Source organism: Clostridium sp. 19966 (assembly GCF_032335695.1).
Classification (GTDB): domain Bacteria; phylum Bacillota; class Clostridia; order Clostridiales; family Clostridiaceae; genus JACTOJ01.
Map to the genome: position 1 here is coordinate 52037 of NZ_JACTOJ010000017.1, position 13872 is coordinate 65908.

13 protein-coding genes are annotated in these 13872 nt (G+C 31.4%); 11 read left to right on the plus strand and 2 right to left on the minus strand.

Annotation, left to right across the window (positions count from 1 at the left end; genetic code table 11):
- Positions 1–701 precede the first annotated feature (701 nt).
- From IAI10_RS16435 to IAI10_RS16485, 11 genes are all read left to right on the plus strand, one after another.
- A complete protein-coding gene (locus IAI10_RS16435) occupies positions 702–2003 on the plus strand; it encodes an OmpL47-type beta-barrel domain-containing protein (RefSeq protein WP_315674386.1) in 1302 nt (433 codons plus the stop codon).
- Positions 2004–2071: 68 nt separating this feature from the next.
- On the plus strand, positions 2072–3448 hold the full coding sequence (locus IAI10_RS16440) for a hypothetical protein (RefSeq protein ID WP_315674387.1): 1377 nt from the start codon (positions 2072–2074) through the stop codon (positions 3446–3448).
- Positions 3449–3577: 129 nt separating this feature from the next.
- Positions 3578–4084 carry a hypothetical protein gene (locus tag IAI10_RS16445; RefSeq protein ID WP_315674388.1) on the plus strand — a complete coding sequence of 169 codons (507 nt, stop codon included), beginning with the start codon at positions 3578–3580 and terminating at the stop codon, positions 4082–4084.
- Between the two features lie 117 nt (positions 4085–4201).
- Positions 4202–4708, plus strand: a complete 507-nt coding sequence (locus IAI10_RS16450; RefSeq protein WP_315674389.1) for a hypothetical protein — start codon at positions 4202–4204, stop codon at positions 4706–4708.
- Positions 4709–4826: 118 nt separating this feature from the next.
- A complete protein-coding gene (locus IAI10_RS16455; protein WP_315674390.1) occupies positions 4827–5333 on the plus strand; it encodes a hypothetical protein in 507 nt (168 codons plus the stop codon).
- 66 nt (positions 5334–5399) lie between these two features.
- Positions 5400–8201: a type IV secretion system DNA-binding domain-containing protein gene (locus IAI10_RS16460; protein ID WP_315674391.1), complete on the plus strand. Its 2802-nt coding sequence runs from the start codon at positions 5400–5402 to the stop codon at positions 8199–8201.
- Between the two features lie 6 nt (positions 8202–8207).
- Positions 8208–9107: a replication-relaxation family protein gene (locus IAI10_RS16465; RefSeq protein WP_315674392.1), complete on the plus strand. Its 900-nt coding sequence runs from the start codon at positions 8208–8210 to the stop codon at positions 9105–9107.
- A gap of 54 nt (positions 9108–9161) precedes the next feature.
- Positions 9162–11273, plus strand: coding sequence for a DNA topoisomerase (locus IAI10_RS16470; RefSeq protein WP_315674393.1), 2112 nt, complete (start codon positions 9162–9164; stop codon positions 11271–11273).
- Positions 11274–11282: 9 nt separating this feature from the next.
- A complete protein-coding gene (locus tag IAI10_RS16475; protein ID WP_315674394.1) occupies positions 11283–11453 on the plus strand; it encodes a hypothetical protein in 171 nt (56 codons plus the stop codon).
- A gap of 11 nt (positions 11454–11464) precedes the next feature.
- The gene (locus IAI10_RS16480; RefSeq protein ID WP_315674395.1) at positions 11465–11935 is read left to right on the plus strand and encodes a hypothetical protein; all 471 of its coding nucleotides are present in this window, start codon (positions 11465–11467) and stop codon (positions 11933–11935) included.
- A gap of 53 nt (positions 11936–11988) precedes the next feature.
- Positions 11989–13017, plus strand: coding sequence for a metal-dependent hydrolase (locus tag IAI10_RS16485; protein ID WP_315674396.1), 1029 nt, complete (start codon positions 11989–11991; stop codon positions 13015–13017).
- A 178-nt stretch (positions 13018–13195) separates the two neighbouring features.
- Here the strand turns inward: IAI10_RS16485 and IAI10_RS16490 are convergent, their stop codons facing one another.
- Together IAI10_RS16490 and IAI10_RS16495 are read right to left on the minus strand one after the other, a co-directional pair.
- On the minus strand, positions 13196–13420 hold the full coding sequence (locus IAI10_RS16490; protein WP_315674397.1) for a hypothetical protein: 225 nt from the start codon (positions 13418–13420) through the stop codon (positions 13196–13198).
- A gap of 158 nt (positions 13421–13578) precedes the next feature.
- On the minus strand, positions 13579–13785 hold the full coding sequence (locus IAI10_RS16495) for a hypothetical protein (RefSeq protein WP_315674398.1): 207 nt from the start codon (positions 13783–13785) through the stop codon (positions 13579–13581).
- Positions 13786–13872 lie beyond the last annotated feature (87 nt).

Sequence of the window (13872 nt, forward strand, 5' to 3'; positions counted from 1 at the left end):
AATAAATGAGAATATAAATAGAAAAACTTAGTGAAATCAGGGCTTTAGGCGGTGTGGCCGCGCGTGACATAAATATAATTATACTTTATATGTGGGTCCTGCATACGTACCCGCTTATTCTTGCATTTTATATTGTTTTATCCACAACTCTATCCCTTATTTCATGCTAATATTTCATATTAGTAATTCTATACTATTAATTCTTAGAGTTGCTAGTGAATTACTACTTTTTGCTTGGCTTACGTCTTATTTAGTGCTAAGTTGATTAGAATTCAGAAGCAAGGAAGTTTTTCTATTATATATTAAAAACAACCTTTACTTTATATTACTAAAACAACCTTTAACGTAACTTAGATTTTATTACGTCTATTCTATAGAGCGGGGAATTTTATATACTGTCCGTGGAGGGGGAACATTTTATGCTGTATTTAATATATAAAGCTTTATCATTTGATTATTATCTATATTATGATTATGACGATGATGACGACACGTATTATTTAGTATCGGTCATTGTTGCAAGTATGTTGTTTATTGTCCATGTTGCAGCTCTACTTGCGATTAGGGTGCATTCTCCCCCATCCGTGGACTACCTTGCTAAATATTTGTAAATCGGTATATTGTGCCTTTCCCCTGCCCTATTCAGGATGTATGTAAAATAAAATCTATAATACCGTAATACCATATGGAGGTGAACAAAAATGAAAACAAAATTAAGCATACTTTTGGTGCTATTATTGTTTGTATGTTATATCCCTAATGGAATAACGACAAATGCACTTGGGTTAAAAGAAACTGTTAATTCTTGTGTTATTACTCCTGAGGATGGAGCTTTATTAACCAATACAAATGTTACTATATCAGTTACCTTTAATATAACGCCCTATCCAGTTCCATCAAACCAATATTGGGATAAGTCTCATTATCAGGCTATGATAACCATTGATGGGACTACAAAGTATAATGATTATATATATAATTTAATTGATGATGAATATGGTTCATCGTCAGATCTTCATAAGTGGGAAGGCAGCGTAAGCTTTCAAGCTAGTTTAGGATATGGATCACATACTGTTATTGCTTATTATAATAATACAAAATACACCACTAATACTTTTACAATAACCAATGCAGATACTACTCCGCCAACAGCTCCAACTGTTAATTTATCAAGAACTGGTTGGGGAAATAATAATGTATCTTTTAGCATAACCAATGGTACAGATAGTGGATCTGGTGTAAGTAAGTCACAGTATCAGATAGATTCTTCAACTGGTTCTTGGACAGATTATTCTAGCCAGGTGACTGTTTCTACAGAAGGATCTCATATAATATATGCTAGAACATTAGATAATTCAGGTAATATTAGCGCGGTGGCCTCATCAAGTTTTGGAATAGATAAAACTGCTCCGGTACTTAATTTAACCACAGATACAACTTCGCCGGTTAGTAGTATTACATTGACGGCCAATGCTAGTGATAATTTGAGTGGAATAAAAAGTATAACTCTTCCGAGTGGTAATGTAGTTAATTCTAGCAGCACTACGTACGTAGTAACTGCAAATGGTAGTTACACTTTTACTTCTACTGATAACGCAGGAAATACTATTTCTCAGACCATAACTGTTAATAATATTAAAACTGTATCATTAACAGTAAATAGCACTACGTACAGTAATAGCGGTCATGTTAATGCATCATCACAAAATATATTATTTGCTACAGTTAATGTTACAGTTACAGCAAATAATTCTTATTCATTAATTATTTCTACTACTTCAGATTTGATAGGAAGTAAACAAAATATATCCAAGAGCTATTTAATGGCTCAAATAGATGGTGTAAACTCATCTCCTGTATCATTAGGTAGTGGAGGATCAGTAACACTAGCTAATAGTTTATCTGCTACTACAGCAACATATAATATAAAGTTTTACTTACAAGGGGGATGGATATACAAACCAGATGCATATTCTTTGCCTGTAAGTATAACTGCTCAATAGTAAAGGAACTATCTATTAATAATGGACAGTTCTTTTTATTTTGTTTCATATATAGAGGGGAGGAAATTATGAAAAGAATAAACACAATATTAGTAGGAATAATGTCATTAATGGTCATTATCCCTAGCTATGTAGCAAAAGCTGATACCTTGAAGTTAGGTGCTTCTCCAACAATTATAAATAATTTAAAGATTGAAAAAGGAAAGTCACTAGATAGCGAAATTACTATTGCAAATGAAAGTGAGTTTTCTAAAGCTGAAGGCCAAAATGGGATTGATAAATATAGTTATAAGGTTCATTTAGAAGCTATAGAAAATACTAATAAATTTAATAATATACAAGATAGTAGTAGAAATAATGTTATGGCTTCAAAATGGATAAATTTTAAAGAAAATGATATATCTTTAGCTCCAGGTGAAGAGAAGTCAATTAAGTTTACAGTTAATGTTCCAGAAAATGTTGATATAGGTGAATATAAGCCGATTATCAATATCACAGAAGTTCCTATAGAGAAATCATCAGCTAAAGTAAATATTAATCTAAGTTCATTATTGCAGGTTCCTGTTTTTATTGATGTCCAAGACCCTATACTGAAGACAGACGGATTGAAAGAATCCTATGAAATAAAGGATTTTATTGTTACAGATGATTTGAAAGATTCACAAAGCTTTATATCTTTGATAACCAAATCTTTTAGTAATGATGCAATTAAATTAAAAAGAGGGGATAAAACAATATACGATGTATTTAGAAATGAAAAAATCAGTTTAAATAATGTAATTACCAATGATAAATCTAAATTATCAGATTCTAAATATATTTTAATACCAGCTGCTTTATCTCAAAGCTCTTTGATTGATAGAATAGATTTTAGTGAAAAAAACTTAATTATTGTAAGTGATGGTAACAAATACACTATAGAAACTCCAAGTACAGATTTTGCTGATAATTTAAAAAGTCAGATTACTAAATTATCAACTGAAAGTACTGAAAAACCTAGTATTGGATTATTATTTGGTGAGTTAAAAGTAAATAAAAATAAATCTTCCCAAGAACATGATTTATTTTTTAAATATACTATTAAAAATACAGGGACTAAAACTATAATACCAAATGGTAAATTAAATATTGTAGACAATGGAAATATAGAAGGACAAGTTCTATATTCAAGTACAGTTATTTCACCAGGCGAAACAAAAGATGTAATAGCATGTTTAGACTATAGTAACATGAGTATTGATAATAAGGACTATAATATTCAAAGCATAATAGTTCCATATGAAGGAGCCAATCCTATTATCTTGGCTAATTCAATAACATTTATGGGCATAAGAAAATATATAATATTGGGAGTTTTATTAGTAGCAGCAGCTGTAATTTTGACAGTTGTTTTTTTTATAAGAAAAATAAGAAGTAAAAACCACAAAATTTCAATTGCTAGTTGATGTTTAATCATGAGGCAAATGCTGAGTGAATTAAATATATATTAAAAAATAAAAATTGAACTAAATTATAAATAAAATATAAGGAGGAAGATCTTATTTTTGTTCAATTTTATAAGGTCGATATTAAAAATGAGAAAAAGAAAAGGAATATTAGCAGGAGTATTAACATTAGCAATGGCACTTTCAACAGGAGTAACAACATTTGCAGCAAGCTCTGCAAGCCAGACTGTTAATTTAGGTTTTACTGTTGATCCAACAACTACACTTGCAGTCAGCACTAACTCAATAAGCTTTGGGAATGTAAATTCATTAACTAGCACTTATACTCAAAGTTTAACAGCAACAGTACAATCTAATGCTACATATAAGCTAACAGCAGTAGCAGGAAGTGACTTTAAGACAGCAGATACAACGCCTAAAATAATAACTATAGATCATCTTGGAGTAAAGCTTCATAGTGATAGTACATACAAAACTATGAGTAAAGACTCAGCAAATCCGGTTGTTTTGGCAAGCAGTCAGCCAGCAACAGCATCTTCAGCATATCCAATAGATATGCAGCTTAATACAGATTGGAACACCGCCGTACCAGGTAGCTATACTACAACCGTACAATTTTCAGTTTCTCAGTCTTAGTAACAAATTAAAATAATATTTAGTTAGAAAATTAAAAAATTGAATTAAGTAATAATAAAGGCGATAAGGAGGAAGGCCTTATTTTTTTGTTTGATTTTTATAAGGCCAATTAGAAAAATGAAGATAAAAAAAGGGATTATAGCGGGTGTTTTAACACTAGCAATGGCACTTTCAACAGGAGTAACAACATTTGCAGCAAGCTCTGCAAGCCAGACTGTTAATTTAGGTTTTACTGTTGATCCAACAACTACACTTGCAGTCAGCACTAACTCAATAAGCTTTGGGAATGTAAATTCATTAACTAGCACTTATACTCAAAGTTTAACAGCAACAGTACAATCTAATGCTACATATAAGCTAACAGCAGTAGCAGGAAGTGACTTTAAGACAGCAGATACAACGCCTAAAATAATAACTATAGATCATCTTGGAGTAAAGCTTCATAGTGATAGTACATACAAAACTATGAGTAAGGACTCAGCAAATCCAGTTGTTTTAGCAAGCAGTCAGCCAGCAACGTCATCTTCAGCATATCCAATAGATCTTCAGCTTAATACCGATTGGAATAGTGCTGTACCAGGGAGCTATACTACAACCGTACAATTTTCAGTTTCTCAGTCTTAGTAACAAATTTAAATAATATTTATTTAGAAAATTAAAAAATTGAATTAAGTAATAATAAACGCGATAAGGAGGAAGGCCTTATTTTTTTTGTTTGATTTTTATAAGGCCAATTAGAAAAATGAAGATAAAAAAAGGAATTATAGCAGGTGTTTTAACACTAGCAATGGCACTTTCTACAGGAGTAACAACATTTGCAGCAAGCTCTGCGAGCCAGACTGTTAATTTAGGTTTTACTGTTGATCCAACAACTACACTTGCAGTAAGCACTAACTCAATAAGCTTTGGGAATGTAAATCCATTAACTAGCACTTATACTCAAAGTTTAACAGCGACAGTACAATCTAATGCTACATATAAGCTTACAGCAGTAGCAGGAAGTGACTTTAAGACAGCAGATACAACGCCTAAAATAATAGCTATAGATCATCTTGGAGTAAAGCTTCATAGTGATAGTACATACAAAACTATGAGTAAGGACTCAGCAAATCCGGTGGTTTTGGCAAGCAGTCAGCCAGCAACAGCATCTTCAGCATATCCAATAGATCTTCAGCTTAATACCGATTGGAATAGTGCTGTACCAGGGAGCTATACAACAACAGTGCAATTTGCGGTAACACAGTCCTAAATGAGTATAAAGATTACGGTCTTATAAAAGTATGTAAGACCGTAATTAAAAGGAGATGAAAGCTACATGTTAAAAGAGTTATCAAAATTAATTAATTCAATTAATTCATCTATGAAAAATAATCCTGAAATGCTGATGAAAAAAGGAATTATTTTTTTTACAGTGATAGCAGTAGTGGCATTAATAATAGTTCTAGTAGATAATATTGTTAGATATATTCATGATATGAAAATCAGGAATACAAGTGTATTGTTAGAAATACTACCCAAGGAAACTGTACCAATAAAAGATACAGAAAAGCTAATTAAAAATATTCATAGTATGCTTTTAAATACAAAATGGAGAAGTTTTCTGTATGGCAGACCATACTTAAGCTTTGAAATAATGGGAAAAGAAAGGCTCATGAAATTTTATATTAAGGTACCTCGTGATAGTAAGGATAGAATAGTAGATAGAATATATTCCACATATCAAGAAGTAGTCATAAGAGAAGCTAAAGAGTATATTCCACAGAAGTTAGGTAAAAAGATTTGTTCATATGGAGTGGAAGTGAGCCTTGGATATCATCATATTTTAAGATTAAAAACCAGAGCTGATTCTGATATTATTCCAAGTTTACTATCTCAATTGAAGGATATGGATACGGATCAGATGGCAGTGATACAAATTTTAGCTAGGCCTTTGGATAATAAATGGCAAAATGAAGGAAAACAAGAATTAAGAGACTATGAAATTGATGGTATAAGGCCCAAGCGAAATAAAAATGGTGCTAGTGGGCAGAGTATAAAAAGTGCTCTTAAAGATTTTAAGGATCAAGTTGGTTATGAATTGAAATCAGAGCTTAAGAGTAATGGCATTAATACAGATTTAGACATAACAGATGGAGCCAGCACAAGTAATAGAAAAACAAAGGGTGAGAGAAAAGAAATTAGTGGAGCTTCTGAAAAAGTATATGAATCAGGATTTGAAATGGTAATAAGAGTGGCTTGTATAGGGTCCTTCCAGAAAGCTAATAGATATAGAGTAAAAGCAATTACAGCAGCGTTTAATGAATTGGACTCTGAAAACAGATTAAAAAGAGATATGGTTTTAAATCAGCCATTATTATATAAACATCTTAGAGAAAGATTTATGTACTCTACGGATAGGAAAAATATACTAACAGCTAGTGAATTGGGAAACTTTTTTTTAAGATTACCAGGTTCAGAAGCTTTAGAAAATTTTCCTGATGTTGAAGTAGTAAAGACAAAGGAATTTGCACCGCCGAGGGATGTTGAAACGCAAAAAAATATATTTGCAATTAATACATATCATGGTGAAACTACACCTATAGGAATAAAAGATGAAGATCTAACGAAGCATACTCTAATTCAAGGAAGTACAGGTTCTGGTAAATCAGAGTGGGCTAAACAGTTTTTCTTAAATCAAATCGAACAGGGTCGTGGAGGAATGCTCTTAGAGCCGCATGGAAAATTTGCTGATGAGATGATTGAAATAATACCTGAAGAAAGAAGAAAAGATGTTATATGGGTGGACTTCTCAGATCCATATCCTCCACCTTTTAATTTTTGCAAAGTGCAAAAAAGGCTTGGAATGGATTATGATGAAACACTTGAAAAGACTGTGGATGAAGCTATTGAAATATTTAAAAGAACCTTTAGTGAAGTTTGGTCTGGAAAAAATGAAAGCTATATAAGCAATGCAATAAAAACCATTATAGAGCTACAGGAAGGTACTATGGTTGATATGCCAAGGCTTTTTACGGATAAAAAGTTTAGGCAGCATGCAATTAAAAATCTTAAAGATCCTCAGTTGAAGGATTTTTGGATTAATAATTTTAAAGAAACTGCAAATGGGCAATTAAATTCAGGAACTGAGTCGACAGTTCAATCAGTATTGTATAAATTTGGAAAATTTTTAGATTCCAAGAAGCTTCTAAGATCTATAGGACAAGAAGACTGTATTGACTTTAAAGATGCTATGGATAACAATAAAATAATAATATTTAGATTATCAAAAGAAAAGATGAGTAAAGATAGGATAAACTTTATAGGCGGTATTGCTATTAAACAGATGATAGTCAATGCTTTTGCAAGAGATAAAAGTATGTGGAATGTACCATTTCCAGTAATTATAGATGAAGCACAAAACTTTATTAGCGAAAGTATAAAGGATATAGTTCATGAACTTAGAAAATATGGAGTATGCTTAATACTTATGCATCAAGACCTAGAACAGATGGATGCGGTACAAGGCTTAAAAGAAGCTTTATATGGAAATGTAGGTACAACTATAACTTTTAATGTAGGAAAGCCAGATGCACCTTATTTTGAAGGTATATATGGACCAAGGATTGACCAGTTAGATTTGAGAAATTTACCTTCTAGATATGGATATTGTAAGTTGCTGGTGAATGGACAAAAATCTCAAACTTTTAATATTTATACTTTGGATAAAACAGAGATTGATGAGAAAGAGGCAGCTAAATCCGCCGAAGAAATTAAAATGAATAATCGTAAAAACAGAATACATTTCTCCAAGATAGATGAAATGTTAAAAGAAAGATTAGAGTCATTCAATCAATATTCAGAATTTGACCAAGATGAGGATTTCAAAGTAAAATTAGATAATGATGAAAAGTATGAAGATGAAAAATTAGTTAAGTCCAATATTCAGGAAAAAGAAATAATAAAGAATGAAGAAGATGATGAAGTAAGTGAGTTTAAAAATTTATTTACAATAAAAAATAGTGATGAAGATATAAAAGAGGAGGAGCATGAAGAAGGAATAAATCCTGAGGAAGAAGAAGCAGCTAATATGTGGAAAATTGCTGAGAAAAAGGAGAAGAAAAATAGAAGGAGGGTGTAATAATATATGAAGATACAAGAGCCTTCTGGGGTAAAGGGGAAAAGGAATCAGGAAAGAATAGCTCAAGAAGATATAAATGAAGAGTTTGTGATAGAATTTCCGTTAACGCAATTTCAAAAGAAAGCTATAGAAGTCATTTATTCTATGAGAGCTGTAGGTCTAAGGCAGTTAGCCGAAATTACTGGATATACTTTAAGTCATGTAAGACCGCAGATGCTGCAGTTACATTTAAATAGATTCGTATATAGAAGATTTCCGACCAAAGATACAACAGAACCTGGTTCTAAAGAAGCATTCTTCTTATTGGACGAGGCTGGAGCTATATACGTTTCTGGAGCTTATGAAATAGCTTCAAAAGAAGTGCGATGGAATAAGAGAGATAATTTAGTAAAGTATGAGACGTTAAATCATACACTAAGAGTGTCAGAAACTAGGGCAAAATTAGAAATAGAGTGTAGAGATAAAAAACATAAAATAGTTAATTGCTGGAGTGACAGGCATTTATATTTTAATTATACATTTGAGGAAAAAAAGAACTATATAAAGCCAGATATGTATTTTATATATGAAACTGAAGATACCAGGTATAATTATTTTGTAGAAGTAGACATGGGAACTGAAGCAATTAGGGGATTCAGTAAGAAATCTAATTCGTTTGATTTGAAAGTACCATCTTATGAGCATTTTAAATTAAGTGGAGATTATAAAATTAACTTTGAAAGGTTTCCTAGAGTTTTGGTACTTACAAATTCCACCGCAAGAGCTAAAAAACTTCTGGAAGCAGTAAAAGAGAAACAAAAAACAAAGGTGGAATTTTTATTTACAACTTTTGATTTTTGGGATGAAAATTGTACAGGTAAAATATTTTTAAAAACAGATGGCAGCTACTGCAGCATGTTTGATTAATAAAGGGTTTAATCGCTAGCGATTAAACTCTTTATTTTTTATGGAGGTATATTTATGGGTATCATTGATTTAATGAAGAAAAATAAAAGCAACGTAAAGTTTAAAAGAATTATAATTTCAGAGAAAAAGATGGTCGGCCAAGCTATAGCAGCTGCACTTAATTGCAGTCAAACCGCCGATGGGCACATTGAAGGTGATGACTATGTTATTACCTGGTGTAATGGCAATATGTTTACCCTTAAAGATCCTGAGGACTATGATTCTATATATAGGAATTGGGACTTTGCTACATTACCATTTATTCCAGAGTTTCAGGTTAGATTAAGATATGATTTAAAAAAGAAAAAGCAATTTGAATATATAAAAGAATTGTTAAAAAGAAGTGATATTAAAGATATTATACTAGCTACAGATTCCGGAAGAGAGGGCCAATTACTCGGAAATTATTTATTAGAACAATTAAACACAGATAAGACTATATATAGGCTATGGACAAGCTCGCTTACAAAAGCGGCTATAAAGGCCGCTATGACCGATTTAAAGGCCAATAAAGAGTATGATGGTATATATAATAGTGCTAAGGCTAGAAATGAACTGGATCAATTAATCGGAGTTAATTTTTCAAGGGCTTATTCCTTACATAATAAATTCACGATAGCTGTAGGAAGATGTATAATTCCAATTTTAAATTTAATATGTGAAAGGGATAAGGAAATTCAGGAGTTTAAAGCTGATTTGTATAGTGAAGTTGTGGCCACATTTGATAAAGGATATTCTGGGACCTACGTGCGTAGCGATGGAATTAGTAAATTAAAAAAGGAAGATGCTTTAAATATAAAAAATGCTGTTGATGGTAAAGTTGGGGAAATAAAAGATATTAATAGAGAAAGTAAGAAACTAGCACACCCACTATTATTCAATTTAACAGAGCTTCAGAGAGTATGTAGTAGAAAATATGATTATACTCCAAAAGAAACGGTGATTTTATTAGAAGAGCTCTATTTAAATCATAAGATAGTCTCATATCCACGAACTGCTTCACAGTTTATAACGGATAAAGAAGCTGAGGAGATAAGAGATATATTCAAAATGCTGCAATTTGACAAGTTTAATGAAAGTGCAAATTATTGTCTTGGCATAAAAAAAATAAATTTAAAAAATGTGGTGAATAATGATTTAGTAGAAGATCATCCAGCGATAACTCCAGTATTAAATGAAAATACGAAAGATATTTATATGACACTGAGAGAAAAAGAAAAAAATATTTTTGATGAAATAGTTTTGAGGTATCTTAGCGTTTTTTATGAAGAATACATATATGAAAGCATTAAGGTAATTACTGAAGTTGGAGAAAGTAAGTTTATTTCTAATCTAACTAGAATTATAAGTTTGGGGTGGAAAAAGGTATATGGTGTAAGGAGCGATGAGGAAGGAGAATATAAATTAGTTACAAATGAAAAGGTTCAGGTTATTGATGCTGTAGTAAAAGATAAGAAGACAAAAGCACGTCCACAGTATACTGCAGATACTCTATTGGAGATAATGGAGAATCCTCGAAGATTGGTTGGAGAAGAGTATTTGAAACAGGCATTAAAAGGCAGGGGCATAGGTACCGAAGCCACTAGAGCGGATTTAATAGAGTCATTAATTGAAAAAGGGTATGTAACTAAAGACGAAAACAGTTTGATGGCCACGGAATTAGGAAAGAAAGTAATAAGCTGCATAGATATAGATCTTCTGAAAAGTGTTGAGCTAACCGCCGATTTGGAATATAACATTGAAAAAATGTCAAAAGGTCTTATAAATAAAGATGAATTTATGAAGGCTGCAACAAAGTTCATTATCGATGGAGTTTCTCACATTAAAAATATGGAACCAATAAAGGAAACAAAAAAGAAAGTTACTACTTATGGTAAATGTTTTAAATGTAATTCAGGAAGAGTAGTAAAAGTAAAGGGGGGATATGGATGTACTAGATACAAGGATGGATGTAAATTATTTATTCCTGAGAATATTTCAGGGACATATATAACTGAAGAACAGATGAAGAAGCTTGCAAGTAACGGACAAACAGATTTTCTTCAATTTAAAGGAGCTGACGGTCCTTATAGAGCGAGAATAGCATATAACAAATCAAAAGAAAAAACAGAGTTCAAATATAGGTAGGTGTAAATCATGAAGGAAAAAATTGAGCTACAGGACATTACAGAGTTTTTAAGTATATCAAGAAAGTTTATAAGCCAGGTTAATATATTAAAAAAAATAGATATTCCTCAGGAGTATTTAGGAGTAGCTGAAGATGCAATAAATAAAGTATCAGAAGCTTGTAATCAATATAATAAATGAGGTGGAAGACTATGGATATAAAAAGCACTTATAGAGAAATATTAAAAAATTTAGAAGTTGGAGACATGCTCTATTGGAAGAAACAGAAGCAGCCATTTTATATAAAGGCCAGGAATAAAAGATATATTATATTAACAAGAAATTTATTTGGCAAAATTGAAAATTCAATTATTGATTTCCAGGAGCTCGCTTACGGATCGGATGATTTCTTTTTTAAAAAGTATGATTATACTAATAAGGAAGATATAAATAGAAGCCTTCAAGATCTGGAGCAGGGGATATATGAAGTCGTATATAGAAAAATAACAGATTTTGAAAAGTGTTTTGACAGGTTTTGCAAAAAAAATAATAGAAATATGGTAGGGTTCCAGCAGCAAGGAGCTGTAATACGTAGCATAAATGATAAGATAATAGAGGATACATTAGATTTAGCGTATGGACAATTTAAAGAAAAAGTAGAAAAAACTATGGCGGCCAAATAGACCGCCGTTTTAATTATTAAGCTGCAGCTTAAATAAAAGAAAGTGGTGAGAGAATGTTAGGAAAGAGTCATCTTAGAATAGGGATATTGTCTAGCGTCATAATAACAGCAGTTCCAGCGATCAATTCATTTGTATTATTTAATAATAGCAATATACATATACCAAGAGGAGTATTAAATATTACTGGTGTAGCACTTGCTGGATTAGGAGCACTCATGGTTGATGCAGACAGTGAACATAGTAAAATAAATCATATGAACCCAGTAACAGGGGTTTTTGATGGTGTGGTAGGATTAATAGAGAATATATTAAAGACAATAATAAGCTTATTATTAACCGTTGGAATTGGACTATATATACTATATCATTCGAATATTATCATTAATGAATTAAATAAATTTAGTTCATTGAAAAAAATATCTTCGGAGATAACATATATTTTGGCAGCATTTCTAATTTTATCAGGAATAACAGGTTCAAGAATAGTTAGATATATACCGTTTGTAAGTAGTATATATAAAATTGTCACTGGATCCATAGGAGATTTAGGAGACTTGCTTAAGAAAATCTTTATGAAGCTCGTTTATATAGGTGGTGGAGCAGCTGTTATTTATTATAGCTATATTCACAATCTCAGTGGAATGATGTATTTATCAGGAGCTATTTTAATTGCTGCCGGTATTTTTCCACATAGAAGCTTCTTTCATGCAATTGAGGGGGCTGTACTAGTACCTATGTGCGTTACATATATATTAAGCAAGCTTGGTTATGGGTACTTAAGTAGCTATTTTATAATAGGGTATTTGAGTCACATATATTGGGCAGATATATTTACAACAGAAGGAGTTCCACTATCATCAATTCCTATTGTTTTAGAAAAGTTGGGAGCTGGAAAGGTATTAAAGCAATTTAAAGTATATAGAATAGTCAGCAGAGTACTCGGATTTAGATTACGTATACCGCCGTTTATGCATACAGGATCGCCTTCAGGGAATATTTTTGAAGCTACATATGTAATTTTTCTATGTGCAATAGCAGCTATAGCAATTAACAAATTTGGAATTTCAATAAAAATTATATAAAAATCAAAATAAAAGTAGCTTACATCGATCTAATTGATGTAGGCTTATATTATTTACTAGGGGTAATGGGAGCATCCTGACAGGGGCAAAGTAGAAAATATATTTAAATTTATAATTGAGTGGCGATGGCTAAAGGTGAACACTATAAGCCATCGCCACACTTTTTATAATTAATTTATCAATCGTCCTTTGATATATACCAAGCATTTTTGATTTCTCCAATTCTAAATAACTCTTGATTGTCATCACAGAACTTCCATTCCGAGTAATTATTAGGATGTACTTCAAAACAATAATAATAGTTATTATTTATTTTCTTTATCCTTATATCCGATAAAGAACTTTGAATTACATAACCAAATTCTAAATACTGAATAGCTTTTACAAAGCTTTCCTCGTGCATCTACTCCACTCCTAAAAAAGTTCTCTGGGAACCTTTAAATTTTATTTTTATTAATAGGCTATGTTGTTCCAAACTACACAAGCCCCAAATTAAAATGTCGGTAACTATTAATTTAGTTCCAACATTTTCTACTTTGCCCCTGGGTGTCATTACCCCTACTATGCGTTCCTTTTTAGATAATCATTATTAGCTGTTTTTAAAGAACTATAATAATTTCCATTATAAGTCTTATTAGTTTGTGGATTTAGTAACCAGGTTACATATTGCTTTTTATTATTAAGTTCTTTCCTTATCCATCTTGCTAGGATTATTTTTAAGCCATTATCCAGCAATTTTTCTTTAAGTATTTCCTTCTCTTCAATCATGTACAAAACCCTCATTATGTTTCTTCTTTCTCTGAAAATAATAAACTTTTCATTCAATTAATAAACCTATTTCCTGGCCTTTAACGT

Coding starts and splice junctions, on each gene's coding strand:
- IAI10_RS16435 (WP_315674386.1), top strand. CDS start 702: ATGAAAACAAAATTAAGCATACTTTTGGTGCTATTATTGTTTGTATGT.
- IAI10_RS16440 (WP_315674387.1), top strand. CDS start 2,072: ATGAAAAGAATAAACACAATATTAGTAGGAATAATGTCATTAATGGTC.
- IAI10_RS16445 (WP_315674388.1), top strand. CDS start 3,578: ATGAGAAAAAGAAAAGGAATATTAGCAGGAGTATTAACATTAGCAATG.
- IAI10_RS16450 (WP_315674389.1), top strand. CDS start 4,202: ATGAAGATAAAAAAAGGGATTATAGCGGGTGTTTTAACACTAGCAATG.
- IAI10_RS16455 (WP_315674390.1), top strand. CDS start 4,827: ATGAAGATAAAAAAAGGAATTATAGCAGGTGTTTTAACACTAGCAATG.
- IAI10_RS16460 (WP_315674391.1), top strand. CDS start 5,400: ATGTTAAAAGAGTTATCAAAATTAATTAATTCAATTAATTCATCTATG.
- IAI10_RS16465 (WP_315674392.1), top strand. CDS start 8,208: ATGAAGATACAAGAGCCTTCTGGGGTAAAGGGGAAAAGGAATCAGGAA.
- IAI10_RS16470 (WP_315674393.1), top strand. CDS start 9,162: ATGGGTATCATTGATTTAATGAAGAAAAATAAAAGCAACGTAAAGTTT.
- IAI10_RS16475 (WP_315674394.1), top strand. CDS start 11,283: ATGAAGGAAAAAATTGAGCTACAGGACATTACAGAGTTTTTAAGTATA.
- IAI10_RS16480 (WP_315674395.1), top strand. CDS start 11,465: ATGGATATAAAAAGCACTTATAGAGAAATATTAAAAAATTTAGAAGTT.
- IAI10_RS16485 (WP_315674396.1), top strand. CDS start 11,989: ATGTTAGGAAAGAGTCATCTTAGAATAGGGATATTGTCTAGCGTCATA.
- IAI10_RS16490 (WP_315674397.1), bottom strand. CDS start 13,420: ATGCACGAGGAAAGCTTTGTAAAAGCTATTCAGTATTTAGAATTTGGT.
- IAI10_RS16495 (WP_315674398.1), bottom strand. CDS start 13,785: ATGATTGAAGAGAAGGAAATACTTAAAGAAAAATTGCTGGATAATGGC.